The 25,160-nt window shown below is 72.2% G+C and carries 23 protein-coding genes and 1 tRNA gene; 13 read left to right on the top strand and 11 right to left on the bottom strand.

Translation table 11 applies throughout. From position 1 onward, the window contains the following. The first annotated feature begins 3 nt into the window (after positions 1-3). From BMX97_RS00560 to BMX97_RS00550, 3 genes are all read left to right on the top strand, one after another. The gene (locus BMX97_RS00560) at positions 4-1,044 is read left to right on the top strand and encodes an ABC transporter ATP-binding protein (RefSeq protein ID WP_091744376.1); all 1,041 of its coding nucleotides are present in this window, start codon (positions 4-6) and stop codon (positions 1,042-1,044) included. Continuing rightward, complete coding sequence (locus BMX97_RS00555) at positions 1,041-2,039, top strand: peptide ABC transporter ATP-binding protein (RefSeq protein ID WP_091744374.1); 999 nt, start codon at positions 1,041-1,043, stop codon at positions 2,037-2,039. Before BMX97_RS00560 ends, BMX97_RS00555 begins: the two co-directional genes overlap by 4 nt. A gap of 85 nt (positions 2,040-2,124) precedes the next feature. After that, complete coding sequence (locus BMX97_RS00550; protein ID WP_244538205.1) at positions 2,125-3,594, top strand: adenylate/guanylate cyclase domain-containing protein; 1,470 nt, start codon at positions 2,125-2,127, stop codon at positions 3,592-3,594. 43 nt (positions 3,595-3,637) lie between these two features. Here BMX97_RS00550 and BMX97_RS00545 read toward each other — a convergent pair whose 3' ends face one another. Then, positions 3,638-4,015: a VOC family protein gene (locus tag BMX97_RS00545; RefSeq protein WP_091744372.1), complete on the bottom strand. Its 378-nt coding sequence runs from the start codon at positions 4,013-4,015 to the stop codon at positions 3,638-3,640. 192 nt (positions 4,016-4,207) lie between these two features. On the opposite strand from BMX97_RS00545, the gene BMX97_RS00540 reads away from it, so the two are divergent. Next, positions 4,208-4,297, top strand: a tRNA-Ser gene (locus tag BMX97_RS00540). Positions 4,298-4,518: 221 nt separating this feature from the next. On the opposite strand, the gene BMX97_RS31850 is transcribed toward BMX97_RS00540, so the two are convergent. Continuing rightward, on the bottom strand, positions 4,519-5,397 hold the full coding sequence (locus BMX97_RS31850) for an AbiJ-NTD4 domain-containing protein (protein ID WP_143074528.1): 879 nt from the start codon (positions 5,395-5,397) through the stop codon (positions 4,519-4,521). 635 nt (positions 5,398-6,032) lie between these two features. Between BMX97_RS31850 and BMX97_RS00535 the strand changes: the two genes are divergently transcribed. Both BMX97_RS00535 and BMX97_RS00530 read left to right on the top strand, forming a co-directional pair. Continuing rightward, a complete protein-coding gene (locus tag BMX97_RS00535; RefSeq protein WP_003600567.1) occupies positions 6,033-6,215 on the top strand; it encodes a DUF3606 domain-containing protein in 183 nt (60 codons plus the stop codon). A 59-nt stretch (positions 6,216-6,274) separates the two neighbouring features. Next, on the top strand, positions 6,275-7,165 hold the full coding sequence (locus tag BMX97_RS00530) for an ImmA/IrrE family metallo-endopeptidase (RefSeq protein ID WP_091744370.1): 891 nt from the start codon (positions 6,275-6,277) through the stop codon (positions 7,163-7,165). Positions 7,166-7,505: 340 nt separating this feature from the next. Here BMX97_RS00530 and BMX97_RS00525 read toward each other — a convergent pair whose 3' ends face one another. The 5 genes from BMX97_RS00525 to BMX97_RS00505 all read right to left on the bottom strand — a co-directional run bounded on the left by BMX97_RS00525 (position 7,506) and on the right by BMX97_RS00505 (position 13,360). Next, complete coding sequence (locus tag BMX97_RS00525) at positions 7,506-8,624, bottom strand: metallophosphoesterase (protein ID WP_091745066.1); 1,119 nt, start codon at positions 8,622-8,624, stop codon at positions 7,506-7,508. A gap of 115 nt (positions 8,625-8,739) precedes the next feature. After that, complete coding sequence (locus tag BMX97_RS00520) at positions 8,740-9,771, bottom strand: LLM class flavin-dependent oxidoreductase (RefSeq protein ID WP_091744368.1); 1,032 nt, start codon at positions 9,769-9,771, stop codon at positions 8,740-8,742. Positions 9,772-9,852: 81 nt separating this feature from the next. Further along, on the bottom strand, positions 9,853-10,857 hold the full coding sequence (trpS, locus tag BMX97_RS00515) for a tryptophan--tRNA ligase (protein WP_091744366.1): 1,005 nt from the start codon (positions 10,855-10,857) through the stop codon (positions 9,853-9,855). A 199-nt stretch (positions 10,858-11,056) separates the two neighbouring features. Continuing rightward, positions 11,057-11,983: an amidoligase family protein gene (locus BMX97_RS00510; protein WP_244538204.1), complete on the bottom strand. Its 927-nt coding sequence runs from the start codon at positions 11,981-11,983 to the stop codon at positions 11,057-11,059. A gap of 39 nt (positions 11,984-12,022) precedes the next feature. Then, on the bottom strand, positions 12,023-13,360 hold the full coding sequence (locus tag BMX97_RS00505) for an adenylate/guanylate cyclase domain-containing protein (protein WP_177202075.1): 1,338 nt from the start codon (positions 13,358-13,360) through the stop codon (positions 12,023-12,025). Between the two features lie 204 nt (positions 13,361-13,564). Here BMX97_RS00505 and BMX97_RS00500 point away from each other — a divergent pair, with 204 nt between their 5' ends. Both BMX97_RS00500 and BMX97_RS00495 read left to right on the top strand, forming a co-directional pair. Next, positions 13,565-13,984, top strand: coding sequence for a CopG family transcriptional regulator (locus BMX97_RS00500; RefSeq protein WP_091744362.1), 420 nt, complete (start codon positions 13,565-13,567; stop codon positions 13,982-13,984). A gap of 104 nt (positions 13,985-14,088) precedes the next feature. Beyond that, the gene (locus tag BMX97_RS00495; protein ID WP_091745062.1) at positions 14,089-15,441 is read left to right on the top strand and encodes an extracellular catalytic domain type 1 short-chain-length polyhydroxyalkanoate depolymerase; all 1,353 of its coding nucleotides are present in this window, start codon (positions 14,089-14,091) and stop codon (positions 15,439-15,441) included. A 92-nt stretch (positions 15,442-15,533) separates the two neighbouring features. Here BMX97_RS00495 and BMX97_RS00490 read toward each other — a convergent pair whose 3' ends face one another. From BMX97_RS00490 to BMX97_RS00475, 4 genes are all read right to left on the bottom strand, one after another. Next, positions 15,534-17,168, bottom strand: a complete 1,635-nt coding sequence (locus tag BMX97_RS00490; RefSeq protein ID WP_177202098.1) for an ABC transporter permease — start codon at positions 17,166-17,168, stop codon at positions 15,534-15,536. 214 nt (positions 17,169-17,382) lie between these two features. Next, entirely contained in the window at positions 17,383-18,342 is a 960-nt protein-coding gene (locus BMX97_RS00485; RefSeq protein WP_091744360.1) for an MBL fold metallo-hydrolase, read from the bottom strand. A gap of 510 nt (positions 18,343-18,852) precedes the next feature. Then, positions 18,853-19,890, bottom strand: coding sequence for an extracellular solute-binding protein (locus tag BMX97_RS00480; protein WP_091744358.1), 1,038 nt, complete (start codon positions 19,888-19,890; stop codon positions 18,853-18,855). A gap of 117 nt (positions 19,891-20,007) precedes the next feature. Beyond that, positions 20,008-21,075 (bottom strand): ABC transporter ATP-binding protein, encoded by a 1,068-nt coding sequence (locus BMX97_RS00475; RefSeq protein ID WP_091744356.1) that lies wholly within the window; start codon positions 21,073-21,075, stop codon positions 20,008-20,010. 226 nt (positions 21,076-21,301) lie between these two features. Here BMX97_RS00475 and BMX97_RS33450 point away from each other — a divergent pair, with 226 nt between their 5' ends. From BMX97_RS33450 to BMX97_RS00450, 5 genes are all read left to right on the top strand, one after another. Beyond that, complete coding sequence (locus BMX97_RS33450) at positions 21,302-21,724, top strand: hypothetical protein (RefSeq protein ID WP_244538238.1); 423 nt, start codon at positions 21,302-21,304, stop codon at positions 21,722-21,724. 147 nt (positions 21,725-21,871) lie between these two features. Next, a complete protein-coding gene (locus BMX97_RS00465) occupies positions 21,872-23,587 on the top strand; it encodes an ArnT family glycosyltransferase (protein WP_091744354.1) in 1,716 nt (571 codons plus the stop codon). Between the two features lie 23 nt (positions 23,588-23,610). Continuing rightward, complete coding sequence (locus BMX97_RS00460) at positions 23,611-24,378, top strand: glycosyltransferase (RefSeq protein ID WP_177202097.1); 768 nt, start codon at positions 23,611-23,613, stop codon at positions 24,376-24,378. A 4-nt stretch (positions 24,379-24,382) separates the two neighbouring features. Then, positions 24,383-24,709: a lipid-A-disaccharide synthase N-terminal domain-containing protein gene (locus BMX97_RS00455; protein WP_091744352.1), complete on the top strand. Its 327-nt coding sequence runs from the start codon at positions 24,383-24,385 to the stop codon at positions 24,707-24,709. Positions 24,710-24,850: 141 nt separating this feature from the next. Next, positions 24,851-25,138, top strand: a complete 288-nt coding sequence (locus BMX97_RS00450) for a GlsB/YeaQ/YmgE family stress response membrane protein (protein ID WP_060847754.1) — start codon at positions 24,851-24,853, stop codon at positions 25,136-25,138. Positions 25,139-25,160 lie beyond the last annotated feature (22 nt).

Below are 25,160 nucleotides of genomic sequence, written 5' to 3'. Positions count from 1 at the left end.
CCGATGCCGCTCCTCGAGATCAACAACCTCTCCGTCGCGTTCCCGTCAGCCGGCGGGACCCTGCGCGCCGTCGACGGCGTCAGCCTGACCCTGGAGGAGGGGGAGGTGCTCGGCGTCGTCGGCGAGTCGGGCTCGGGCAAGAGCGTGACCATGATGGCGCTGATGGGCCTCGTCGCCTATCCGGGCCGGGTCTCGGCCGACCGCCTCGCCTTTGCCGGCCGCGACCTCCTCGGCATGCCGTCCCGCGAGCGCCGCCGCCTCACCGGCCGCGACGTGGCGATGATCTTCCAGGAGCCGACCACCAGCCTCAACCCGTGCTTCACGATCGGCTTCCAGATCACCGAGTCCCTGCGCCAGCATCTCGGGCTGGACCGCAAGGCCGCGAAGAGGCGGGCGATCGAGTTGCTGGAGCAGGTCGGCATCCCGGCGGCCGAGAGCCGGCTCTCGTCCTATCCGCACCAGCTCTCGGGGGGCATGAACCAACGGGTGATGATCGCGATGGCGATCGCCTGCAACCCGAAGCTCCTCATCGCCGACGAGCCGACGACGGCGCTCGACGTCACCATCCAGGCCCAGATCCTCGACCTGCTGCTCTCGCTCCAGCGCGAGCGCGGCATGGCGCTGGTGCTCATCACCCACAACATGGGCGTGGTCGCCGAGACCGCCGACCGGATGATGGTGATGTATGCCGGCCAGGTGATGGAGGAGCAGCCGGCCAAGACCCTGTTCACCGCGCCCCAGCACCCCTACACCGCGGCGCTGCTGGCGGCCCTGCCCGAGCGCAGCGAGGGCGGGCGGCTCGCCACCATCCCGGGCGTGGTGCCGGGCCTCTACGACCGGCCGCGCGGCTGCCTGTTCTCGCCGCGCTGCACCTACGCCACCGATCATTCGCGCGACGAGCGCCCGGCCCTGCGGCCCTGGCAGGACGGCTCCGTGCGCTGCCACTACCCGCTCGGCGATCCCTCGCGCGACGCCCGCATCCGCCAGGACCACCCTGCCGGCGCCGGCGCCGAGGCATCCACCATCGCGGAGGCCGTCCGGTGAGCGCCCCCGTCGTCGTCGCCGACGATCTCCGCCAGACCTACGAGATCCGCCGCGGCCTCTTCCGCGAGCCGGCCCGGCTCCAGGCGGTCGGCGGCATCTCGTTCTCGATCGCGCCCGGCCAGACCCTGGCGGTGGTCGGCGAATCCGGCTGCGGCAAGTCGACCCTCGCCCGCATGGTGACGCTGATCGAGCCGCCGACCGACGGCGATCTGTCTCTCGACGGGATCGACGCCGTCGACCCGCCGTCGTCCGAGCGCCGCCGCCTGCGCCGCACGGTGCAGTTGGTATTCCAGAACCCCTACGGCTCGCTCAACCCGCGCAAGCGCGTCGGCGCGATCCTGGAGCAGCCGCTCGCCATCAATACCGGCCTGTCGGGGTCTGAACGCCGCGAGCGGGTGCGGGCGATGATGGCCAAGGTGGGCCTGCGCCCCGAGCACGACGCGCGCTACCCCCACATGTTCTCCGGCGGCCAGCGCCAGCGCATCGCCATCGCCCGGGCCCTGATGCTCTCGCCCAAGCTCGTGGTCGCCGACGAGCCGGTCTCGGCCCTCGACGTGTCGATCCAGGCCCAGGTGCTGAACCTCCTGGCCGACCTGCAGGCGGAACTCGGCCTCGCCTACCTGTTCATCTCCCACGACCTCGGCGTGGTGCGCCACATCGCCCACGACGTGCTGGTGATGTATCTCGGGCTCGCCATGGAGCAGGGGCCGAAGGACGCGATCTACGCCACCCCCCTCCACCCCTACACCCGGGCCCTGATGGCGGCGACGCCGGGCGTCGGGCCCCGCACCCGCGAGCGCATCGTGCTGCGGGGCGAATTGCCCTCGCCGCTCGATCCGCCGCGGGGCTGCGTGTTCTCGACCCGCTGCCCCCACGCCACCGACCGCTGCCGCCAGGAGCGCCCGGCGCCGCGCCCGCTCGCCGGCCGGGCGGTGGCCTGCCACTACGCCGAGGACTTCCTGGAGGGGGCCGAGGGGCGGGCGGTCGCGGTCTGACCGCCGGATCACGGGCCCGGGGCTACGCGCCGGCCGTCCCGCGCCCTACCATAGAGGGGGTAACGGGAGGCCAGCGACCGGATCCGTGAGCGAGCCCATCGCGGCGGCCGAGCCGTCGCCCAATCCCCTGTCGAAACCGAGGGCCGCGCGCCTCGCCCGCGCCGGGCTCGCCCGGATGCTCGCCTTCCGCACCAGCCTGCGGGTCGCGCGCCTGCGCCACTGGCTCGCCGGCCGGCTGCCGCCCCGGGCCCGCGGGCGGCTCGCCGAGAACGTGCGCCACGCCGAGCTCGCCGGCCTCGCCTTCGCGTTCCGGGCGCGCGCCGTCGCGATCGCCGTGGTGGCGCTGTGGCTCGTCGTGCTGGTGCCCTGGCCGCGCGGCCTCTACTACCTCGCCGGCGCCGGCCTGTTCTTCGTGCTCGGCACGATTCCCTACGCGTTGCGCCGCCATCCCCGCGCCTGGACGATCAAGCTCGCCTTCACGGTGCTCGACGTTGCGCTGATGAGCGCCGTCATCATCGTGCCGCCGCCGGCCGGGCTCGGGATCGACTGGCCGATCCAGACCCGGCTGCGCACCCCGGAATTCCTCTACGTGCTGCTGCTGCTCGGCGAGGCGGCGCTGACCTACCGGCCGCTGGCGGTCCTGTGGACCGGGACCTGGATCGCCGCGATCTGGTCGCTCGGCGTCTGGCTGGTCTACGGGCGCGAGGACACCGTGCGCTTCGCCGACGCGGCGCGGGACGGGGCCGCGAGCGCCGAGGAGAGCCTGAAAATCTTCCTCGATCCGGCCTATGTCGGCCTGACCCCGCTCTGGACGCAGGTGATCGTCACCGGCCTGTTCACGCTGCTGCTCGCCATCGCGGTGTGGCGCGGCCGGGGTACGATGCTGGCGCAGGTGCGAGCCGAGGTGGTGCGGGCCGACCTCGCCCGCTACGTCTCGCCCGACGTCGCCGACGCGCTCGCCGCCCGGGCCCATGCGGGGTTCGGCGCGCCGCAGACCCGGGTGGTGGCGGTGCTGTTCGCCGACGTGATCGGCTTCACCGGCATGAGCGAGGGGCTGGGCCCGGAGCGGGCCTTCGCGCTCCTCGGCGGCTTTCGCGAGCGCAGCTGCAAGGTGGTGTTCCGCCATGCCGGCACCCTCGACAAGTTCCTCGGCGACGGCTTCATGGCGACCTTCGGCGGCCTCGACGGGCGCGGCGACGGCGCCGCGCGGGCCATCGCCTGCGCCCTCGACCTCCAGCACGAGATCGACGCCTGGAACGCCAAGCGCACCGCCCGCGGGGCCGAGCCGGTGCGGGTCGCGGTCGGCGTGCATTGCGGCCCGGTGGTGATCGGCACGATCGGCGCCGACCAGCGGGTCGAGTTCACGGTGATCGGCGACGTCGTCAACGTCGCGAGCCGCCTGCAATCCGCCACCCGCGAGGTCGGCGGCCGCATCCTCGCCTCCGACCACTGCCTCGCCGCCGCCGGGCCGGCGGCGGCGGGCCGCTTCACCCGCTCGCTGCCGCTCACCCTGCGCGGCCGCAGCCAGCCGATCGTCGTCCACGTCGCCGAGTAGGGCCGGGCGGGACCGGTCCCGCGGGTGGCCGCCGGTGCGGGGTTCAGCCCCGCTGCAGCACCTCGATGCGCACGCCGTCAGGCCCCTCGAAGAAGGCGATGCGCAGGCCCGGCCGCACGTCGGTGATGCCCGAGACGAGCGGGATGCCGCGCCCCGCGAGGTCCGCCACCGTCGCCTCGATGTCCTCGACCCGCAGGCCGATATGCTCGATGCCGAGGTTGGGCGGCGTCGCGGCCGGCCCGGTGCCCTCCGGCGCCTGCTCGATGAACATCGTCATCCCGCCGAGATCGAGGATGACCCGGCTCGGGCGCTCGCCGCCCTCGCGCCCCGTCTCCCGCGCCCCCAGAACCTCGCCGTAGAACCGCGCCGCCGCCGCGGCGTCCCGGCTGCGCAGGTGGAGGTGGTCGTACCGATAGCCCATGCGGCTCTCCCTTCGGGACGCATCCGATCGCGCCCCGCCGTCACGGCCCGCACGGTACGGCGCGGGGCGCTCCGGCGATAGGCGTCCCGGGCCGGGTCCGCAGGCCGGATCCGCGGGCCGCCGGCCGCGGTTGACGCACCGCGCCGGGCCGCCCTACAGAAGGGGCACCCGGACCCATGCGCGTCCGCGGCCGGAAGGGTGGCCGAGTGGTTTAAGGCAGCGGTCTTGAAAACCGCCGTGGGGGCAACTCCACCGTGGGTTCGAATCCCACCCCTTCCGCCAATATTCCAAAGAGTTGCTAGAGTTTTGTCGGCTCGACGTAGCGTTGGCACCGCTATGCCTGTGCCGAGATTTGTGTCCATTTTCGCCACGGCGCGGTAGAGATGATCTGTCATAAGGTGCGAGTAGCGACCAGACTTGCCTCCGGGTTTGATGAAGTTGCGCTTGGTCAGGGGTAGGAAGGGGTGAGGGCGCGTCTGGGATGGATGACTGTCCCATCCCCCTTAAGCCTCTACAAGACCTGCTGCGCGTCCCTTGGCAATGAGCAGCGAGACAAACGATGCGCACGCGCCAAGCATGAAAAGCGCATCAGCTTCGCTCACGTTCGCGTCACCCTCATTAAGGAGAGGATGACGTATCCCCTTCTCATCACTCGTCCAACCATACAGCCTGTCAAACCCGGCCTTCATAGAGCCGTGCATCTTAGCGCTCTTCTCTAATTCGGTCAGCGCATCAGACAGCTTGCTTTTGGTGGTTATGACACGTGCGGTCGCCTCAACTGCGTGAATGCTATCTCTGACGCTATCTGCAAATCGCCCCTCGCTTAGTCCCTCAGCAGCCTGCCGGAGGTGACTACGGGCTCCCTTGAATTTCTGCGCATGCACATCGGCGAAGGCGCCTATTACTGCGCTTAGCTCTTCATCTGACCCTATCGGCACAATGGTCTTTTCCACAACTCGGTACGCAGATCTTGATTTGATAAGTATCTCATTCACCGCATTCGCAAGATCGTCGGGACAATCGTTGTGCCGGATTACAAACTGTAAAAATCCGAAAAACATTCCATAATTAGATTGAGTCATTATAGATTTTATAAATGGATATACATCAGAGATTTTTGCAGAAAATTCATCGACATTTTTGTATAAGCGCAATACATGAAAATCTTCTAATATTGTAGACCATGGGCCGGTGGTAAAATGATACGGCCTGTGTCTTGTATTTTTATGCCCTTCTAATTCACCAAATATATAGGCCCACATGATCGCGCGAAGCTCACTAGAAATCTCGCGGGCTTTAAGTTGCTGAGGAAGAGGAGCTAAGCCTTCGGCCTGCTCAAAAGTTACTTTCGTACGGTCAATCGGAGCGTGTTCGGAGGTCATAGAGTGTCCGCCAAGGTTGTCTCTGGAACATGCCGCGAACACCATGCCTCTTCAAGCAGCGCCTTCTGAGTCGGCCCGATGCCCTCCAGACTCTTCCCGGGGCTTGAGCACATGGATAAGCCCGATGGCGGGGAAGGGGGCTGACCAGTCTCCCAGTTCGCATTCCTCTCTCCCCGCCGAACTCGTCATGAATGGATCTCAGTGCTACATTTTTGTAATACAGGGGTTACCCAGCCCAGTGATTAAGTCATTCACATTATTTATACATGGATGTTGGCTCGAACTACCCCACCTTCTCAGCAAAATATATTTTTGTGATTTTTATTTGGAATAATTTTAATTTTTATCAAGAAGGGGCAGTCCTCGCTTTATTGTATTTTATAATTCGTATTGCAAATTACCCCGCCGCCTACAACTTACGATTACATCGGCCAAATCAGTAAGGGCTGCTGTCCTACTTTCGCAGGATCGGTCGCTCGGGTAAGCGTTGAGGGCCTTGGCCGCACGGCCTCAGAACTCGCCGTGCTGGTCAGGATGCGACCTCTGGGCGGTCTCGTGCATCCTTTCGCCATCGTCGCCGTTAGGGGGCGCCAGGTCCTTCACAGACCGCAGATCACCAAACCATCAGGATCACCATGGCCGGCCTCAAGGACAAGCGTGGCTTCATCGATAAGGACCGGCTCGATTTGTCGGAACGCAAGGCTGTCGAGTTCTGGATGAAGCGATGGGGCGTTACGCAGGACCAACTCACGGCGGCGCATCGGAAGGTCGGCCGAATGACGAAGGATATCGCTGCCGAGTTGGGCAAGAAGCGTTAGGCGGGTGAGTGGCGGCCTCAGGGAATGAATGGTCTGGAGCTGTGAGGGGGGCTGCGCGTATGCCGATCAGCAGGATTGACCTCGCGGACGCTCGCTCGCCGGAGGCGCTCGTCAAACGCATCCTACAGGCCGAGCCGAACCTTTCGGTCCCCGTGCCGATCCAAGAGCTGTGCGCGCGCCTCGGCATCCTCAGGCTCGAAGACCTCGACAACGCTGAGTTCGAGGGCGGCCTCGTGACCGATGCGAAGCGGTCCGAGGGGACTATCCTCGTCAAGCGCGGGGGCGAACCGCGCCGGCGCTTCACCATCGCACACGAACTCGGCCACTTCCTGATGGCGCACCACGTCCCGGATCAGCCCGGCCGGTTCCTGTGCAAGAGTTCCGACCTCCTCCGGCTCACGGCCAAGGTGGGTGACCAGCGGCAGCGCAGGGAGGTCGAGGCGAACCGCTTCGCCGGCCTCATGCTGATGCCCCCGCTCCTGCTGCGGGGGGCCATGGCGGCCTTTCGCGAGCCTGATCTGCAGCACGTTCTCCTGCTCGCGCGCGACTTCGCGGTTGGCAAGGAGGTGGCGGCTCGGTCTTACGTGCAGTACCACCCCGAGCGGATCGCGGTCGTCGTGGTGGGCAATGGCCGTGTGCAGCGGTGCTACCGGAGCCTCTCCTTCCCGGACATCACCTGCGCTGTCGGCAGCCCGGTCGCAGCAGGGTCGCTCTATCACAGCGGTCCGCATCGACCGGACATCGCAAGCGATATCGCCGCATGCAGTCCCGATCTATGGATCGACGTAAAGCGTGACCTCCGCGCGCCGTCCCTCTACGAACAGGTGTACCTCCAGCAGAACGGCTTCGCGATGATCCTGCTGCGTCTGGAACCCGTGCCGGAGGAGAGCGCGGAGGAGCGCAAGCTCGACGAGGGTTGGCGTTACCGCTTCCACTCAGGGCGACGGTAGGCGAGGCTCGGCTGGCGTTACGCGGCCGATCGAGGTGATGACGAAACGTGTCCGAGCACACGTCGTCCGTGATCTAACTCGCGATAACCCGGGCGGGTGATGTCGGGCACGAAATCCCCGTAGTCCGGTGCGCTGCCGGCATCTTCCGGCGGGACACGCCGAGCGCTGCAACGGGGTCGGCGTACTGGGGTTACTTATCGGCCGCCCGCCTCTCGCGTGCCTGCCACGTGGCGACGAGGAACGTCGCCACCGCCTCGACCGGGCGGACGCGGAACTGCCATCCTGTATGGACACAGTCTTGGGCTGATATGGATTTGTCCGAACTCCCCCCAGGGTGCGCTCACCCACCACCCCGCAGAACAAACCGCGTCATCTCCGAATCCCGCCCCAGCCGCAGCGCGAAACCCGGCCAGATCCCGGTGCCGTTGCCGACGAACAGGGTCATGCCGCCGACCGCGTAGGCGCCCGAGACGAAGCCGTCGTTGCCCCGGGCCACCAGCCGGTCGAGGCCGCGGATCATGCCGCCATGGGTGTGGCCGGAGAGCTGGAGCGCCACGCCCCGCGCCGCCGCCTGCCGGGCGTTCCGGGGCTGGTGGTCGAGGAGGAGGACCGGGGCGCCGGGTGGGGCGCCGGTGAGCGCCGCCGCGAGGTCGGGGCCGGGCTGGCCGGCGTTGGGCGCCGAGGCGTCGGTGACGCCGGCGAGCACCAGAGCAGACTCGCCCCGGGTGAGCACCGCGTGGGCGTTCGGCAGCATCCGCAGGCCGAGGCCGGCGAGATGGGCCATCCAGGCCGGGTAATCGAAGAAGTATTCGTGGTTGCCGGGAATGCCGAACACGCCGTCCGGGGCGCGAAGCGCGGCAAGCGGCGCCACGTCGTCCCGGCGCATCGCCACCGAGCCGTCGATGAAGTCGCCGGTGACGACGATCGCGTCGGCGCCCGCCGCGTTGGCGCGGGCGACCACGGCGCGGGCCCAGGAGGCGGGGAAGAGGCGGCTCAGGTGCAGGTCGGTGAGCTGGAGCAGCCGGTAGCCCTCGAAGGCCGGCGGCAGGCCCGGGATCACGACCTCGCGCTCGACCACCGGCGGCACCCGGGCGGCCTGGGCGACGCCGATCCCGGCGAGCAGCACCGCGAGCCCGGCGGCGGCGAACCGCACGCTGTCGGGAATCGCCACGGACCCGCGCTGGACCAGGGCGGCGGCGAGCGCGCCGAGATCGAGGGCGATCTGCAGGACCGCGAGCAGCGCGATCGCCCCGAAGGCCCCGTTGAGCGCGAGGACGACCGCGCGGGGGAATTCCGGGGCGAAGACCGAGCCGGAGGAGAGCCGGTTCCAGAGGTGGAACTGCGAGGCGGCGAGCAGCAGCACCGCGAGCGCCGCCTTCACGGCGAGCGGCAGCGAGAGCGGCAGGAGCCAGCGGGCGATCACCAGGAGGCACGGCGCCGCGAAGACGAGGTGGAAGATGGCGGGCTCCTTGCGGTGGCGGGCGGACCGGACGCCCGGGGTGCAGGACACCCCGGATACCGCGCCCGGCGGGCCGGACACCCCGGATACCGCGCCCGGCGGGCGCGCGCGCTCCTTACCCCACTTCCAGCATCTCGCGCACCAGGGGCGCCACCCGGGTCCCGTAGAGCGCGATGCCGCGCATCAGCCGCTCGTGCGGCATGGGGCCGGCGCTGTACTTGAGCTGGAACCGGCCAAGGCCCAAGCCCCGCACCGTCGCGGCGATCTTTTTCGCCACCGTCTCGGGGCTGCCGATGTAGAGCGAGCCGTGATCGGCCTCGCGGTCGAATTCCTGGCGCGTCATCGGCGGCCAGCCGCGCTCGGCGCCGATGCGGTCGCGCATCCGCTTGTAATCGGCGAAGAACTCTTCGCGCGCGCCCGCATCGGTCTCGCCGACATAGCCCGGCGAGTGGACGCCGATCGGCCGCACCGGGCGGCCGAGCTGGGCGCAGGCCCGGTGGTAGAGATCGACGTAGGGGCGGAAGCGCTGCGGATCGCCGCCGATGATGGCGAGCATCACGGGCAGGTCGTGCTGGACCGCCCGCACCACCGAGTTCGGGCTGCCGCCGACCCCGATCCAGGTCGTGGGCGGCGCCTCCGGGGTGGGGAAGACGGACTGGTTCGAGAGCGGCGCCCGGGTGGTGCCCTGCCAGGTCACCGGCCCGCCGGCCAGCAGCGCCGAGAAGAGCCCGAGCTTCTCCTCGAACAGGGTCTCGTACTGGTCGAGGGGGTAGCCGAAGAGCGGGAAGGATTCGGTGAACGAGCCGCGGCCGAGGATCACCTCGGCGCGGCCGTTCGAGAGGCCCTGCAGGGTCGAGAAGCGCTGGTAGACCCGGACCGGGTCGTCGGAGCTGAGCACCGTCACGGCCGAGCCGAGGCGGATGCGCGTCGTGCGCGCCGCGATCGCCGCCAGCACCATCTCGGGCGAGGACACGGCGAAGTCCTCGCGGTGGTGCTCGCCGACGCCGAAGAAGTCGAGCCCGACCTCGTCGGCCAAGACTCCTTCCGCGACCACGTCGCGGAGGACCTGGCCGTGGGAGAGGGGCTCGCCGTCGCGGGCGGTGACATCCCCGAACGTGTCGAGGCCGAATTGCAGGGTCTGTGTCATGGCTCCCAAGATGGACGCGCCGGGGCCGGTTTGAAATGCGCGGCGATGCAAGGTCAGGCTTGCAGCCGCGCACAAGCAGGGTCAGAGCCGGAAGAGCCCGAGGGCGTCCTGCACCGCGTCGCGGGTCTCCTCGGTGAGGCGGCGGGCCTGCGCGGTGCCGGTGCGCAGCACGTCCCGCACCCGGTCGGGGTCGCGGGCGATCGCGGCACGCCGCTCGCGGATCGGCCCGAGGAGGTCGCGCAGGATGCCGGCGAGGCGCTGCTTGAGGGCGGCATCGCCCAGGCCGCCGCGGCGGTAATGCGCCTTGAGCGCCGCCACCGCGTCCGGGTCGGGGTCGAAGGCGTCGAGATAGGTGAAGACCACGTTGCCCTCGACCCGGCCGGGATCGGAGGCGCGCAGGTGGTCGGGATCGGTGTACATCCGCTGCACCGCCGCGGCGATCTCGGCGTCGGAAGCCGAGAGCGGCATGGCGTTGCCGCCGGACTTGCTCATCTTGGCCCGCCCGTCGACCCCGGGCAGGCGCCCGACCGGCGGGATCAGCGCGGTCGCCTCCGGCAGGAGGTCGCGCCCGGCCTGCCGGTTGATCCGGCGGACGATCTCGTTGGCCTGCTCGATCAGGGGCGCCTGGTCCGCCCCGACCGGGACCAGGGTGGCGCGGAACGCCGTGATGTCGGCGGCCTGGGCCGCCGGGTAGCACAGGAAGCCCGCCGGGATGTCGCGGCCGAAGCCGCGAGCCTGGATCTCGTCCTTGATCGTCGGGTTGCGCTCGAGCCGGGCCACCGTGACGAGGTTGAGGTAGAGCAGGGTCAGCTCGGCGAGCGCCGGCAGGGCCGATTGCACGCAAAGCGTCGTCACCGCCGGATCGATGCCGACCGCGAGGTAATCGGTCGCGACCTCGATCACGTTGCGGGCGATGCGGGCCGGATCGTGGGCGTTGTCGGTCAGCGCCTGGGCGTCGGCGAGCAGCAGGTACTGGCGGTGGTCGTGCTGGAGCGCGACGCGGTTGCGCAGCGAGCCGGCGTAATGGCCGAGATGCAGCGGACCGGTGGTACGGTCGCCGGTGAGGATGACGGGCTTTGACGACATCGGGGCTCTCTTCTCGAAGACAGCCGCCGCGCCGACGGGTGCCGAGAGCCTCAGAGGACCGACCATGCCACCGCACGGCGGCATCGGTCGCAACAGGATGACGACGGCCGCTTCCTCAGGAGAAGCGCCACCAGACGGTCGCGCGGGGGGAGCGGGGGTCGGTCATCGGGCCTGAGCTTAACGGGCGTCGCCGCCGCGCTCAAGCGGGATCGGACGCCGCCTGGCGGGCCGGCGCCGCGCCCTCGGCCATCTCCTCCACCCCGACCCAGAGGTTCCAGGCGGGCGCCAGGCTCCAGCCCGCCAGACCGACATGGGCCTGGGGCATCCGGTAGTGCAGCACCGGCCGCGGGCTCACCTTCTCGTCCGGCGGCAGGGCGGCGCGCACGCCGGCCTCGTCGCGGTGGGCGAGGAGCGGCAGGAGGTCGAGGCCGCGGTGGCGGGTCGGGTTGGCCGCCAGATAATCGCCGGCAAGGCCGTCGAGGTCGGGCCGGTAGGCGGGATCGAGCACCTTGGCGGCGTAGGGCGCGGGGAAGGGCGGCGGCAGCCCGCGGGCGGCGAGGAAACCGCCGGCCGCGGTCTCCCGGCGCAGTTGCGGCTCGGAGCGAAGATAGGCCTTGAGCAGGCCGGTCAGGGTCGCGGCGGTGAGATCCGGCGGCTCGACGTTGAAGTGCAGCCCGAGCGAGCCGAGGAGCACCGCGCCGCGTCCCCGGCCGCCGGCGCCGTGCAGCAGGGCAGCGAGCCGGTCGACCTCCGGCAGCCGGTCGAAGGCGAGGGGGCCGGTGATCAGCTCGCGGGGCACGACCGGGCCGAGGAGGGCGGCGAGCGAGCGGCCGGCGGCGCGGACCGGCAGGCGGGGCAGCGCGCCGGGCTCGATCATGCGGCGCTGCGGATGGGCGGCGCGCAGGTCGAGCTCGACCCGCAGGTCGCCGAGCGACGTGCCCTCGAGCCGGAAGGCATGCGGATCCTCCTCGGCGAGGCGCCCGCCGAGGCCGGCGGCCAGCGCCGCGGCGGCGATCCGGGCCGAGGGCCCGGTGAACTCGATCTCGACGCCGACCCGGCGCGGCGTCCCGTCCTCCCGCAGGGGACGCGGCGGCGAGCGGAATTCCAGGGAGGGCGATTCGGGCACGCGCGACTCGGGGGCAGGAGGGGGCCGGCCCGGCGGCGCTCACGGCGCCGCCGTCACCGGCAGATCCGGGGAGATAGGGGCCGGGGCGGCGACGGGCAGGGGATCAAGGCCGAACAGATCGGGGCAATCCTCCTCGCCCGGGCGCCGCGGCAGGCGCCGGCCCGGGGGGGCGGCCGGGCCGAGGAGCCGCATCACCCGCTTCGAGACCGCGACCGCCAGGTCCTCGCGCTTGGCCCGGGCCTCGACCCGGGCGAGCGCGTTCATCGCCGGCCCGAGCACGGTGAACTCGGCCCGCCAGCCGTCGTCCAGGACGCCGACCAGGACCTCGCCGGCATGCAGCGCGGCGGTGAGGGCGAGCGCCGGCAGACCCTCGCGGCGGCGCGCCTCGTTCATCGCGTGCATCCGCGCCTCGATCTCGCGCACGCAGGCGAGCGCCGCCGCTGCCTGCTCGGCCGGGGCGCCGTCGACGAACTGGGCCAGCACCCCGTCGCCGACATACTTGTCGACGAGGCCGCCGCGCTCGGTCACCGCCGCGTGGGCGAGCGCCCGCACCGCCAGCAGCCAGTCGAGCACCCGCGCCTCGCCCCAGCGCCGGGTCAGCGCCGAAAAACCCCGGATGTCGAGGGCGAGCAGGCAGGCGTGGCGTGGCTGGAGCGCCGTCGGCCCGTCGCGGCGCACGAGGTCGATTCCCGCCGGCACGAAGCGCGCCAGCGTCGCCCGCTCGTGCTCGAGGCGCAGCATCGTGGCCACCCCCCGGCGCAGGCGCAGCGCCCCCTCGATCACGAAGGCGGCCGCGACCAGGAAGGACAGGAGCCCGAAGACGTTCGCCGCCGGCGGCAGGCCGAGCTGCGGATCGAGGAGCCCGAGGCCGAGGGCGCCCGACCATACCCCCGCGACGAGGGCGGCGAAGACTGCCGTATGGCGCGGCCTGAGCGTGAGGCCGGATTCGAGCAGCAGCAGGAAGGCCGGCAGGCGGCTCGCCATCGTGCCGGGCTCGTCGGCGACCTCGGCGGCCGCCACCATGTGCTCGAGCACGATATAGGCGGCGAGCGCCGCGTCGAGCAGCGTCGCGATCCAGGCGAGCCGCGCCCCGCCCCGCCGCCGCGCCGTGGCGGCGAGCCAGAGCGAGGAGACCGCGTAGCCGCCCAGGATGAACCAGTGGCTGCCGGCATGCAGCACGCCGTCGCTGAGATGGGCCGAGACCGCCAGCACCCCCAGCATCGCCAGGCGCATCGCCAGCATGCGGGTGGCGGTGCCGGCCGCCAGGCCCGCGGCGAGGGCGGATTCGTCCGCGGCGGGAAGGGGCAAAGCCGGGCGGGGCCTGCCGGACTGGAGCGCCGCGTCCCGGTCCGGCGGGGTCCGATCGGGTGTGGTCATGCGGGGCAAAGCCTTACGCGCGGGCCGCCGGGGCGTCGAGGCCGGGCGTCTCCCCGTATGGTCCGGCAAGCGGACGGCGCCGGCGCTCCAACGGGCCAAACGGCACGGGCGATCGATCCGTTCCGGGACACCGCCCCTTGCGGACCGAACCTCCCGTCGCCATCTCCAGACCATCCAACAGGATGGTCAGAGGAAGGCGACAGGATGACGGGCACCGTTCACGAGCTGCGGCCCAAGGTGCCGGACAGCGAGAAGGTCACGGTCAATCTCGGCTTCGTCGACCTCGGCCGCATCGACCTGATGGTGCGCGACGGCTTCTACGCCAACCGCGCCGACTTCATCCGCACGGCGGTGCGCAACCAGCTCGACCGGCAGGAGGAGGCGGTGCGCCAGGCGGTGGCGCGCCGCCAGCTCAGCCTGGGGCTGACGCACATCACCAGGGCCGAGCTCGAGGCGGCGCGGGCGGCCGGGACGCCGCTGAGCATCCAGGTGCTCGGGCTCGCCAGCATCGCCGACGACGTCACGCCGGAGCTCGCCCGGGCCGCCATCGCGTCGATCCAGGTGCTCGGCGCCTTCCACGCCAGCGCCGCCGTCAAGGCGGCGCTGGCCGACCGCATCGCCTGACCTCCGGCCCCTCGACCCGCCCCTCCCCGAACTCCGCAAGGATGATCCCCATGAGCGCCTTCGATCCGTTCCGCGGCGGCCCGCACCCGGCCGGCCTGTCGTCGATGAACCTCGCCGCCGTCGACATGGCGGAGGTGACCCGCCTCACCCGCGCCGGCCGCCTCGCCGAGGCGATGGCGCTGCTCCAGGGCCATGCCCCGGCCGGGCCCTCGCCCTCGCCGGCCTCGGCGCCGCGCGGGGCGGGGACCGCCCTCGAGGGAGCCGTCGACATCAAGGACGCCGTCGACATCAAGGAAGCCGTCGACTTGGAGGCCCCCACGGAGCCGGGCGGTGCCTGGACCGTCCCGGGGGATGGCCCGGCGCAGGCCGCGGCGGCACCGTCGGGCCTGCCCGAGATGCCGGACACCTTGCGGACGCTGATGCGGAAAGCCGGCCAGGCCGGCGGCCTCGCCGACCTGCTGCGCTCCGGCGGGCTCGGGGCGGGCATGGATGCCAAGCCGGGCGCCGACCTCGGCGCGGCCCTGAAGGCGGGCCTTGGGGCAAGCTTGGGTGCGGGCTTGGGGGCGGGCCTCGGCCACGGGCTCGGGGCGCGCCGATCCGTGCCGGTGCCGCCGGGCGCCCGGTTCGAGGAGCGGCGCTTCGCGGGCCCGGCCGGCGGCCTGACCTACAAGGTCTACGTGCCGAGCGGCCGGGACGGGGAGACCCTGCCGGTGGTCGTGATGCTGCACGGCTGCACCCAGGACCCGGACGACTTCGCCCTCGGCACGCGGATGAACGCGCTCGCCGAGGAGCAGGGGCTGATCGTGGTCTATCCGCGACAGGAGCGGGCGGCCAACGCCCAGAAATGCTGGAACTGGTTCGAGCCCCGCGACCAGGGCCGCGGCGCGGGCGAGCCGGCGCTGATCGCCGGCATCGCCCGGGAGGTCGTGGCGGAATTCGGCGCCGACCCGGCCCGGGTCTACGTCGCCGGGCTCTCGGCCGGCGGCGCGGCGGCGGCGATCCTGGCCGCGGCCTATCCGGACGTGTTCGCGGCAGCCGGCATCCATTCGGGGCTCGCCTGCGGGGCGGCCCGGGACCTGCCCTCGGCGCTCGCCGCGATGGGCCAGGGCGGGGCGGCGCCCAAGCGGACGGGCGGGAGCGTGCCCACCATCGTCTTCCACGGCGACGGCGACCGCACGGTGCACCCCCTCAACGGCGAGCGGGTGGCCGCCCAGGCGCTGCCGGGCCCGGGCCTGACCGAGACCGTGACGCAGGGGCAATCCCCCGGCGGCATCGGCTGGACCCGCCGCGTCCACGCGGACGCGGCCGGCCGGGAGATCGTCGAGAAGTGGGTGCTGCACGGGGCCGGCCACGCCTGGTCGGGCGGCAGCCCGGACGGCTCCTACACCGAGCCGCGGGGGCCGGACGCCAGCGCGGAGATGCTGCGGTTCTTCCGCGAGCACGCCCGCGCGGGCTGACCCGTCGTATCCTCGCGCCGGCGCATCGGCGCCGGCGCCCATTGGGGCTTATCCAGCGCCTTCGAACGCGTCCGTTCGAAGGCGCTGGGGTATCATGCCCCGGGGGACACCTTCGGGGTCGAGACCCGCAGGAGCAGCGCCACCGGCAGGAGCCCGACCGCGACGATGAGCAGGGCGGCGACCGCGCCGTCCTCGTAGGTGCCGCGGGCGGCCTCGCCGTAGAGGTGGGTCGCCAGGGTCTCGACGTTGAGCGGGCGCAGGATCAGGGTCGCGGGCAGCTCCTTGACGCAATCGACGAAGACCAGGAGCGCGCCGCCGAGGAGCGCCGGCCAGGTCAGCGGCAGGTGGACCTTGGCCAGGGCGCCGACCGGGCCGCGGCCGAGGATCCGGGCGGCGTCGCCGAGCGAGCGCGGCACCCGGGCGAGGCCGGCCTCGCTGCTGCCGGCGGTGACGGCGAGGAAGCGCACCGCGTAGGCGTAGACGAGGGCCGCCCCGGTGCCGAGGCCCATGGCGGCGAGCGGCGCGCCGGTGAGGGCCCGGCTCGCGCCGTCGAGAAGGCCGTCGAGGGCGGCGAGCGGCGGCAGCAGGCCGATCGCCAGGATCGCCCCGGGGATCGCGTAGCCGAAGGTGGCGCAGCGCAGGAGCGCCTCGCGCCAGCGCCCGCCGAGGAGCCGCGGCCCCGCCGCGACGACGAGGCCGAGGGCGGTGGCGACCACGGTCGCGAGGGCGGCATAGACCAGGGTGTTGAGGCTCTCCGACAGGATCGCCCCGGACAGGCCGGCCCGGTGCAGGCGCCGGGAGGCCTCGACCGCGAGGTAGCTCGCCGGCGCCAGGAAGCCGAGGGCGACCGGCACGAGGCCGAGGGCGAGGGCCGCGAGGGCCGCGGGACCGGAGAGCGGCGTGCGGCTCATCCGGCGCGGGCGCTGCGCCGCCCCGGCATAGCCGCGACCGCGCCGGGCCCGGCGCTCGACCGCGATCAGGCCGAGGCAGGCGGCGAGCATCACCAGCGCCAGGCCGGCGGCGCCGGGCAGGTCGGAGCGGTTGACCCAGGTGTCGTAGATCGAGACCGTGAGGGTGCGCACGCCCAGGAATTCCGCCGCCCCGATGTCGTTGAGGGCTTCGAGCAGCGCCAGGCTGGCACCGAGCGCGATGGCCGGGCGGGCGAGCGGCAGGGCGACCCGCAGGAACACGGCGGCCGGCCGGGCCCCGAGGCTGCGCCCGGCCTCGACCAGCGTCGCCGACTGCATCAGGAACAGCGCCCGGGTCGGCAGGTAGACGTAGGGATAGAGCACGAAGCCGAGGAGCAGGATGCAGCCGGGCAGGGAGCGCAGGTCCGGCAGGACCAGGTCGCGCGGGCGGGCATAGCCGAGGAGCGCCCGGATCGCGCCCTGCACCGGACCGACCGGGTGCAGGAGGTCGAGATAGGCATATGCCGCGATGTAGGTGGGCACGGCCAGCGGCAGCAGCAGCGCCCAGTCGAGCAGGCGCCGCCCCGGGAACTCGTAGGCCGCGACGAGCCAGGCCGCCCCGGTGCCGACCGCCACGACGACGATTCCGACCCCGGCGAGCAGCAGGGCGGTGTCGTGCAGAGCCGGGGGCAGGACGTGGGCGAGGAGGTGCGGCCACAGCCCGCCCGAGCCCTGCAGCGCCTCGAGCCCGAGCGCCGCGACCGGCGCCAGGACCAGGAGGGCGGTGAGGCCGGCGGCGAGCGTCCAGGCCGGGAGCAGGAGCCCGGGCCGCCGCGCCCGGCCGGTCGCGACGGCCCACGGGGCGCGCGTCCGGGTCGCCGGCACGGCGGGAGCGCCCCGCACCGGAGCGGCGGTCCGCCGGGGCGGGGCCGCACCGTCGAGATCCCGCTCGATCAGGCCGTCGCGATCCGTCACGAGCGGCCCCTGCCGACGGGAGGCCGGTCGACCCGGATCGGCGCGACGTCGCGCGGCATCAGAGTTCCATCAGGTCGCGGCCGACGACGATCTCGCCCTTGAAATGCGGCCGCACCGCCTCGAGCCAGACCTCGTCCTTGATGAACGGGTAGCCGCCGGGCACGAAATGCGAGAGCACCAGCGTCTTCACGCCGGCCTCGGTCGCGACGCGCCCGACCTCCTCGGTGGTGGTGTGGCTGGCGATCAGGTGCTCGCGCAAGGTCTTGGCGTTGGGCTCGGTGGCGATGAGCTTGTCGAGCTCGGGCAGGTACATGACCTCGTGGACGAGCACGTCGGCGCCCTTGGCGAGCGCGATCAGGTTCGGCGAGTAGCGAGTGTCGCCCGAGATCACGATCGACCGGTCGGGACAGTCGAAGCGGTAGGCGAAGGCCGGCTCGACCGGCGGGTGCTGGACGAGGGCGGCCGTCACCGTGACGCGCTCGTCGCGCATCACCGGGCCGGGCCCGGTGATCTCGTGCGGCACGATCAGGTCGGCGAGCGCCGGGCGCCCCTCGTCCTCCATCCGGGTTTTGATGTCGTAGTCGTTCAGGTCGAGGAACTGGCGCGTCATCCGGGCGAGGGGCGGCGGCCCGTAGGTATCGACGCGGTGGGCGAGGTCGGTCGCCCAGGCGAGCAGCAGGACGTTGCCGTAATCGGCGTTGTGGTCCGAGTGCTGGTGGGTGAGGAACACCGAATCGAGCGAGCCGAGCTTGAGCTTGGCCAGCACCATCTGCCGGCCGGTCCCGTTGCCGGCATCGATCAGGTAGGTGTGCCCGTCGACCACGACGGCCTGGGCCGGCGCCGCGCGGTTGGGCTTCGGCGTCGGGCCGCCGGCCGTCCCGAGCAGGATCAGCCGCGAGCGGCGCGGGGCGGGGGCGGGCGCCTGGGCCGCGGCCCCCGTCGCGGCGAGGCCGGCCGCCAGGGCGGCGGTGCCGCCCAGCAGCGTCCGTCGGGTCGGGTGGCGGAGGTCGTCGGGCATGGGATCAATCCAGGCGGGAGCCGCGTCGGTCGGCCCCGCTCGTCCAGGAACCGGCAAGTTCCGTCAAGGCAGAGAGCGGCAACGGAGACCGGGGGAGGGACCGGGACCACCCCCGGCACCGTCGCCTTCGCACCGCCCTCCCTCCGTCGGCGGGAGCCTGTTCGGTAGAATGTTCGAGACGAGAAGAGCGCAGGGCTCTCCTCTCCCCGCGGGCGGCAAGGCTGTCCGGGGGAAATCCCTTTAAGTATCGGGCACGGGATCCCCTCTCCCGCGTGAGAGAGGGGTAGGGGTGAGGGTGACACGTCCCCGTGTGAAGCGAAGAGTGTGGAGTTGCCAGCACAATAGCCTCAGCTTTACACTAAAAAGTGTCACCCTCACCCCTGGCCCCTCTCCCACACGGGAGAGGGGAAGTGCGTTATTCTTTTACCCGGACAGCCCTGCACCAGCGAGGAGAGGAGGTTTCCCGAGTTTCATCCGTCTCCGCCCCGCACGACGGAGACGGATCGCGGGTCAGCGGTCGAAGCCGACCTTGTCGACGAGCAGGCTCGCCGCCTTGCGGTTGCGGGCGATCTCGACGAGCGGGGTGGCATCGACCTTGAGCGGCCCGAGGGCGGCGAGCAGCGGGTCGACGGCGACGCCGGGCTTCACCGGGTACTCGTAATCGGCCTTGGCATAGAGCGCTTGCGCCTCGTCGGAGGCGAGGTACTCGAGCAGCTTGACGGCGTTGTCGCGGTGCGGGGCGTTCTTCGCCACCACGGCGCCCGAGACGTTGACGTGGGTGCCGCCGCCCTGGAACGTCGGCAGCACGACCTGGATGCCCTCGCCCCACTTCTGCTGCTCCGGGCCGCCGCGGCCGCTGCGCATCAGGCCGACGTAGTAGGAATTGCCGAGCCCGACGTCGCAGAGGTCGGCGACGATGTCGCGGGCGACGTCGCGGTCGCCGCCGGCCGCCTTGCGGGCGAGGTTGTCCTTGAGGCCGCGCAGCCAGGCCTCGGTCTTGGCCTCGCCGTGCTTGACCAGGTAGGCGGCGATCAGCGCGGTGTTGTAGGGGTGCTGTCCGGAGCGCAGGCAGACCTTGCCCTTCCATTTCGGGTCGGCGAGGTCCTCGTAGGTCAGCCCGGCGAGGTCGCGCAGGTCCGGGTCGGCATAGGCCACCCGGGCCCGGGTCGAGAGGGCGAACCAGCGCCCCTCGGGGTCGCGCAGGGCGGCGGGGATCGCCGCCTCGAGGGCGGGGGAGCGCACCGGCTGGGCGAGGTCGCGGTCGACGAGCTCGATCAGGTTGCCGATGTCGACCGTCATCATCACGTCGGCGGCGGAGCGGGCGCCCTCGGCGGCGACGCGCTCGGACAGGCCCTTGTCCACGAACACCGTGTTGACCTTGACGCCGCTCGCCTTGGTGAAGGCGTCCAGCAGCGGGCGGATCAGGCCGGGCTCGCGGGTGGTGTAGAGGTTGACCTCGCGGGCGCCCTCCGGGGCGCCTTGGGCACGGGCGGGGCCCGCGAGGGCGACGAGACCGAGGAGGCCGAGCGCGATACGTGACAGGGACAAGGGGCGTCTCCCGAAGGTGGCGCCTCCTAGAGAAGCAATCCCGAAACAAAAGCAAGCACGATAGATTTTAGTTGTTTCAATGTAAGCCTGCTCGATCCGGCGCGTAAGTCTTGCGGGCTACGCGGCTTCCTCGTCGGGCAGGACCAGCACGGAATCCGGCACCAGCGTCACCCCGACGGCGTCGCCCGGGCCGTAGGGGCCCGGCCCGGGCAGGCGCGCGCGCAGGGGCAGGGAGAGGCCCGGCAAGCCGAGATGGAGCACACTCGCCGCCCCCAGGAAGGTGCGGCGCAGGACCTGGGCGGGCAGGCCGTCCCCCGGCGCCCCGACCCGCAGGGCCTCGGGCCGCAGGCAGACCCGGACCGGGGCGCCCTCCGGCAGGTGGGGGGCCGGCACCGCGCCGAGGGGCGTGCCGGCCCGGCCCCCGGCGATCCGGGTCGGGATCTCGGCGGCGTCGGCGAGGAAGCGGGCGGCGAACAGGCTCTCGGGGCGGCGGTAGAGCGCCTCCCCGGTGGCGACCTGGACGATGCGGCCGCGGCGCATCAGCGCGATGCGGGTCGCCACCGCCAGCGCCTCCTCGGGATCGTGCGTCACCATCAGGGCGGTGGTGCCGGTGCGGCGCAGGAGCGCCACCGTGTCCTCGCGCACCCGGTCGCGCATCCGCCGGTCGAGGTTGGAGAACGGCTCGTCGAGGAGCAAGAGCCGCGGCCCCGGGGCGAGGGCCCGCACCAGCGCCACCCGCTGCTGCTCGCCGCCCGACAGGGTCTGCGGGTAGGCGCCGGCATGGGCCGCGAGGCCGACCTGCTCCAGGAGCTCGTCGGCCGCCTCGCGGGCGGCGGGCGGCTGGCCCTTGAGGCCGAAGCGGATGTTCTCGCGCACCGTGAGGTGGGGGAAGAGGGCGTAGTCCTGGAACATCAGGCCGACGCCGCGCGCCTCGGGCGGCACGCGCGTCCCCGGCCCGGCGACGAGGCGCCCGTCGAGCCGCACCGTGCCGGCCTGCGGCGCCTCGAGCCCGGCCACGACCCGCAGCAGCGTGCTCTTGCCGCAACCGGAATCGCCCAGCAGCGCCATCACCTCGCCGGGGCGCACGGCGAGCGAGACGCCGGCGAGGGCCTGCACCCGGCCGAACCGGCAGGCCAGGTCCTCCACCGCCAGGGCGGCCGGGCGCGAGGGGGCCGGTTCGGTCATGCGGGCGGGCTCCTCGTGCGCCGGGAAGGGGGGAAGCGCCGGCGCTCATACACGCGATGCCCGCCCCGGGCGAGGGCGCCGGGACGAGGCGAGGGCGCGGGTGCCTGCGCCGATCCGGCACGGGGCGATCGCGCTCAGGGTCAATCGGGCGTTAAGCGGAATCATCGAATCCTCCGCATCGCCGCGGCCTGTACGAGTCGGCGGCGCGTCGAAGGGTGTGGTGCGTATGCGTAACCTGTCGGGCCAGGACGGCGCCCCCGAGGGAGGTCGAGCCTTCGAAGGGGGAAAAGTGGTGGCGTTCCGGCGCCGGGAGCGTCCCGGTCCGATCGAGCACGAGCTCGCGCCGAGCCCCCGGGTCGCCGCCGCGCGGCGCGACCAGCGCAGCCTGATGGACACGGTCTACGAGGCCGGCAGCCTGCCGGTGGCCGCCGGCGACCGCGAGACCAAGCTGCTCGCCTCGCGCCTGCTCGTCTACGGCTTCCTCACCATCGACGAGGTCGGCGAGGACGGCGCCACCCGCCGCCTGCGCCCCTCCGAGGCGGTGCGCGCCGGCCGCGAGCGCCCCTGGCGCCTGTCGCGGGCCTCGCGCGGGGTCAGCCTGTCGGTGCCGATCCCGGCGGTGGACGGATTCCTGTTCGAGATGGCGTAACGGCAGGGTTCCGACCGCTCCCCGGGCCGGTCGAGACGCCCCGCCGCTCCGGCCGCGAAAAATTGACTTTCCGGACCGGATCACCGACACGGGCGCCCGCCGCGACAGGCGCCGTGCGCGTCGGGATTTCCGGTTCGGAGCCATGCATTGACGAGCCTTGCCGCCGGGCGCCGCCCCGGCCGCGCCGCCTCCGTGGGCCTCTTCGCGGAGCGCCTCCTCGATCTCGGGGCGCGCAGCCACGGGGCGGCCTGCGCGCTGCTCGTCGTCCTGTCGCTGGTCTGCTTCCTGCCGGGATTCGCCTCGCTCCAGCCGATGGACCGGGACGAGCCGCGCTTCGCCCAGGCCTCGAAGCAGATGCTCGAATCGGGCGAGTTCGTCGACATCCGCTTCCAGGGCGAGGCCCGGCACAAGAAGCCGGTCGGGATCTACTGGGCCCAGAGCGCGGTCGTCGCCGCCGGCGAGGCGCTGGGCGTGCCGGGCGCCCGCACCGCCATCTGGCTCTACCGCATCCCCTCGCTGATCGGCGCCGTCGCCACGGTGCTGCTCGGCTACTGGGCCGCGCTCGCCTTCCTGCCGCGGCGCCAGGCCCTGCTCGCCGCCGCCCTGGTGGGAGCCAGCGTGATGCTCTCGGCCGAGGCGCGGCTCGCCAAGACCGACGCGCTGCTCACCGCCTGCGCGGTCGCCGCCATGGGGGCGCTCGCCCGGGCGTGGCTGACCCGCGCCGCCGCCCTCCGGCTGCCGACCGGCACGGTGCTGACCTTCTGGCTCGCGGTGGCGCTCGGCATCTTGGTCAAGGGACCGATGGTGCCGATGTTCGCCGGGCTCGCCGCGCTCGGCCTCTCGGTCTTTGCCCGATCCGGCGCCTGGCTGACGCGCCTGCGCCCGGGCCTCGGCCTGATCCTGGTGCTGGTCCTCGTCGCGCCCTGGTTCGTCGCCATCACGCTGAAGAGCGGGGGCGCCTTCTACGGCGAGGCGGTGGGCCACGACATGCTGGGCAAGGTCGGCACCGCCCAGACCCAGCACTGGGCGCCGCCCGGCACCTACCTGCTGGTCGTCTTCGCCACCTTCTGGCCCGCGGCCGCCTTCGCCGCGATGGCGATCCCCTTCGCCTGGGCGAACCGGCGCGAGGACGGCGTCGCCTTCCTGGTCGCCTGGGTGCTGCCGTCCTGGCTCGTCTTCGAGGCGGTGCCGACCAAGCTGCCGCATTACGTGCTGCCGCTGTGCACGGCGCTGGCGATCCTCGCCGTGATGGCGGTCGCCCGCGGGGCGGTCCATCGCGACCGGCCGGGGGCGCGGCTCGTGGCGCTCCTGGTGCCGTTCATCCCCGCCGGCCTCACGATCGGCCTCTGCGTCGCGGCCTGGCGCCTCGACGGGACGATCCCGTGGGCGGGGCTGCCGCTGCTCCTCGCCGCCGGCGCCGTCGCGTTCCTCGCCTGGCGCGCCTTCGCGGACGGGTTCCCTGAGCGCGCGCTGGCGACCGCGGTGCTGGCGAGCCTGCTCCTGAGCCCGGCGGTGTTCGGCCTGACCCAGCCGGCGCTTGCCGCCCTCAAGGTCTCGCCGCGGCTCGCCGCGATCCGCGACGCGCTGCCGTGCCGGAATCCGAAGGTCGGCACCCTCGGCTACCGCGAGCCGAGCCTGGTCTTCCTGATCGGCACCGACCTCGCGATGCTCGATTCCGGCGAGGAGGCCGCCGCCTTCCTCCGCCGGGGCGGCTGCCGCCTCGTCTACGTCGAGGACCGCTTCGCCAAGGCGTTCGCGGACGCGGACGGTGCGACCCCGGCGCAGCCGGTCGGCCGCGTGACGGGCTTCAACATTAACGGCGGCAAGCCGGTCGGGCTGTCGGCCTACGCGGTGACGCCGTGACCCAGACGGAGAGCGACAAGGCCATGCCGGACCAGGCCGTGCGGGAGCAGGAGGCGATCCGCCTCAGCGTGGTGGTGCCGGTGAAGAACGAGGCCGGCAACATCGCGCCCCTCCTCGCCGAGATCGCGGCGGCCTGCGCGCCCTTGAGCCCGTTCGAGATCGTCTACGTCGACGACGGCTCGACCGACGCCACCCCGGCGGCCCTGGCGGCGGCGCGGGCGCGGCACCCGAACTTGCGGGTGGTGCGCCACCGCGAAAGCTGCGGCCAGAGCGCGGCGGTGCGCAGCGGCGTGCTCGCGGCGCGCGGCGAGTTCGTCGCGACGCTCGATGGCGACGGCCAGAACGACCCGGCCTTCATCCCGGGCCTCGTCGCGGCGCTGAAAGCGGCCGGCCCCGGCGCGGGGCTGGCGCAGGGGCAGCGCATCGGCCGCAAGGACGGCCGGCGCAAGATGATCCAGTCGCGCATCGCCAACGGCGTGCGCGGCCGCATCCTCAAGGACGCGACCCGCGATACCGGCTGCGGCCTCAAGGTCTTCCGACGGGCGGTGTACCTGCGCCTGCCGTATTTCGACGCGCTGCACCGCTTCATGCCGGCCCTCGTCGCCCGCGAGGGGTTTTCCGTCGTCCACGGCGACGTGGTCGACCGGCCGCGGCTCACCGGCCACTCGAATTACGGCCTGTTCGACCGGCTCTGGGTCGGCATCCTCGACCTCGCCGGGGTGTGGTGGCTGATCCGGCGCCGGCGCCGGGTGCCGCAGGTCGAGCAGGTCGAGCAGGTCGAGACGGAGTAGGGCGATGGTCGCCGACATCATGCACGGGCTCAGCGCCTATTTCTGGTCGCTGTTCACCGGCCCCGTGGACCTCGTGCTGCTGGTCGGCCTCGTCGGGCAGGGGCTGTTCACCGCCCGCTTCCTCGTCCAGTGGGTCGCCAGCGAGAAGGCGGGGCGCAGCGTCATCCCGCTCTCGTTCTGGTTCCTGTCGCTCGGCGGCTCGGCGGTGCTGCTCGGCTACGCGCTCTACCGGCGCGACCCGGTCTTCATCCTCGGCCAGAGCCTCGGCACGGTGATCTACCTGCGCAACCTCGCGCTCCTGTTCCGCGAGCGGAAGACCGAGGGGAAGTAGGCGGCCGGCGCGCGAAGCCCGATCATCGGAGTTCCGCAGCGTCGGATTTCGCATCTCCCGCCGAGCCCGGGCTGGTGCAACGCGACCGCGCCACCCCATCTATGCCCGGGCCGCGAACCGGCGGCGACACAGGGGGACAGCATGGACGGTCACGTGTACGGAGCGCTCGGGCAGCCGGGCGTCGGCCTCCTGATGGCCATCGTCATCGGCGCGCTGGCGGGCTGGCTGGCCGAGCGCTTCATGAACTCCAACATGGGCCTGCTCGGCAACATCGTGCTCGGCATCATCGGCGGCGTGGTCGGCAACTTCCTGGCGGCACAGTTCCACATCCCGATCTTCGGGTTCTGGCGCAACCTCTTCTCGGCGACCGTCGGGGCGGTGATCGTCATCGCGGTGGTGCGGGCGGTCCGGGGCGAGCGGCGCTACTGACCTTCCCGAAACCGTTGTGCCT

Source organism: Methylobacterium sp. ap11 (assembly GCF_900110515.1).
Classification (GTDB): domain Bacteria; phylum Pseudomonadota; class Alphaproteobacteria; order Rhizobiales; family Beijerinckiaceae; genus Methylobacterium; species Methylobacterium ajmalii.
Note: the sequence above shows the minus strand (reverse complement) of the source record. Positions and strands in the feature narration are given on the sequence as shown.

What these genes read in the sequence shown, in the direction of transcription:
- BMX97_RS00560 (WP_091744376.1), top strand. Translation starts at nt 4, where the DNA reads ATGCCGCTCCTCGAGATCAACAACCTCTCCGTCGCGTTCCCGTCAGCC.
- BMX97_RS00545 (WP_091744372.1), bottom strand. Translation starts at nt 4,015, where the DNA reads ATGGGCTATCGGTACGACCACCTCCACCTGCGCAGCCGGGACGCCGCG.
- BMX97_RS31850 (WP_143074528.1), bottom strand. Translation starts at nt 5,397, where the DNA reads ATGACCTCCGAACACGCTCCGATTGACCGTACGAAAGTAACTTTTGAG.
- BMX97_RS00535 (WP_003600567.1), top strand. Translation starts at nt 6,033, where the DNA reads ATGGCCGGCCTCAAGGACAAGCGTGGCTTCATCGATAAGGACCGGCTC.
- BMX97_RS00530 (WP_091744370.1), top strand. Translation starts at nt 6,275, where the DNA reads ATGCCGATCAGCAGGATTGACCTCGCGGACGCTCGCTCGCCGGAGGCG.
- BMX97_RS00520 (WP_091744368.1), bottom strand. Translation starts at nt 9,771, where the DNA reads ATGACACAGACCCTGCAATTCGGCCTCGACACGTTCGGGGATGTCACC.
- trpS (WP_091744366.1), bottom strand. Translation starts at nt 10,857, where the DNA reads ATGTCGTCAAAGCCCGTCATCCTCACCGGCGACCGTACCACCGGTCCG.
- BMX97_RS00505 (WP_177202075.1), bottom strand. Translation starts at nt 13,360, where the DNA reads ATGACCACACCCGATCGGACCCCGCCGGACCGGGACGCGGCGCTCCAG.
- BMX97_RS00500 (WP_091744362.1), top strand. Translation starts at nt 13,565, where the DNA reads ATGACGGGCACCGTTCACGAGCTGCGGCCCAAGGTGCCGGACAGCGAG.
- BMX97_RS00495 (WP_091745062.1), top strand. Translation starts at nt 14,089, where the DNA reads ATGAACCTCGCCGCCGTCGACATGGCGGAGGTGACCCGCCTCACCCGC.
- BMX97_RS00485 (WP_091744360.1), bottom strand. Translation starts at nt 18,342, where the DNA reads ATGCCCGACGACCTCCGCCACCCGACCCGACGGACGCTGCTGGGCGGC.
- BMX97_RS00475 (WP_091744356.1), bottom strand. Translation starts at nt 21,075, where the DNA reads ATGACCGAACCGGCCCCCTCGCGCCCGGCCGCCCTGGCGGTGGAGGAC.
- BMX97_RS33450 (WP_244538238.1), top strand. Translation starts at nt 21,302, where the DNA reads ATGCGTAACCTGTCGGGCCAGGACGGCGCCCCCGAGGGAGGTCGAGCC.
- BMX97_RS00460 (WP_177202097.1), top strand. Translation starts at nt 23,611, where the DNA reads ATGCCGGACCAGGCCGTGCGGGAGCAGGAGGCGATCCGCCTCAGCGTG.
- BMX97_RS00455 (WP_091744352.1), top strand. Translation starts at nt 24,383, where the DNA reads ATGGTCGCCGACATCATGCACGGGCTCAGCGCCTATTTCTGGTCGCTG.
- BMX97_RS00450 (WP_060847754.1), top strand. Translation starts at nt 24,851, where the DNA reads ATGGACGGTCACGTGTACGGAGCGCTCGGGCAGCCGGGCGTCGGCCTC.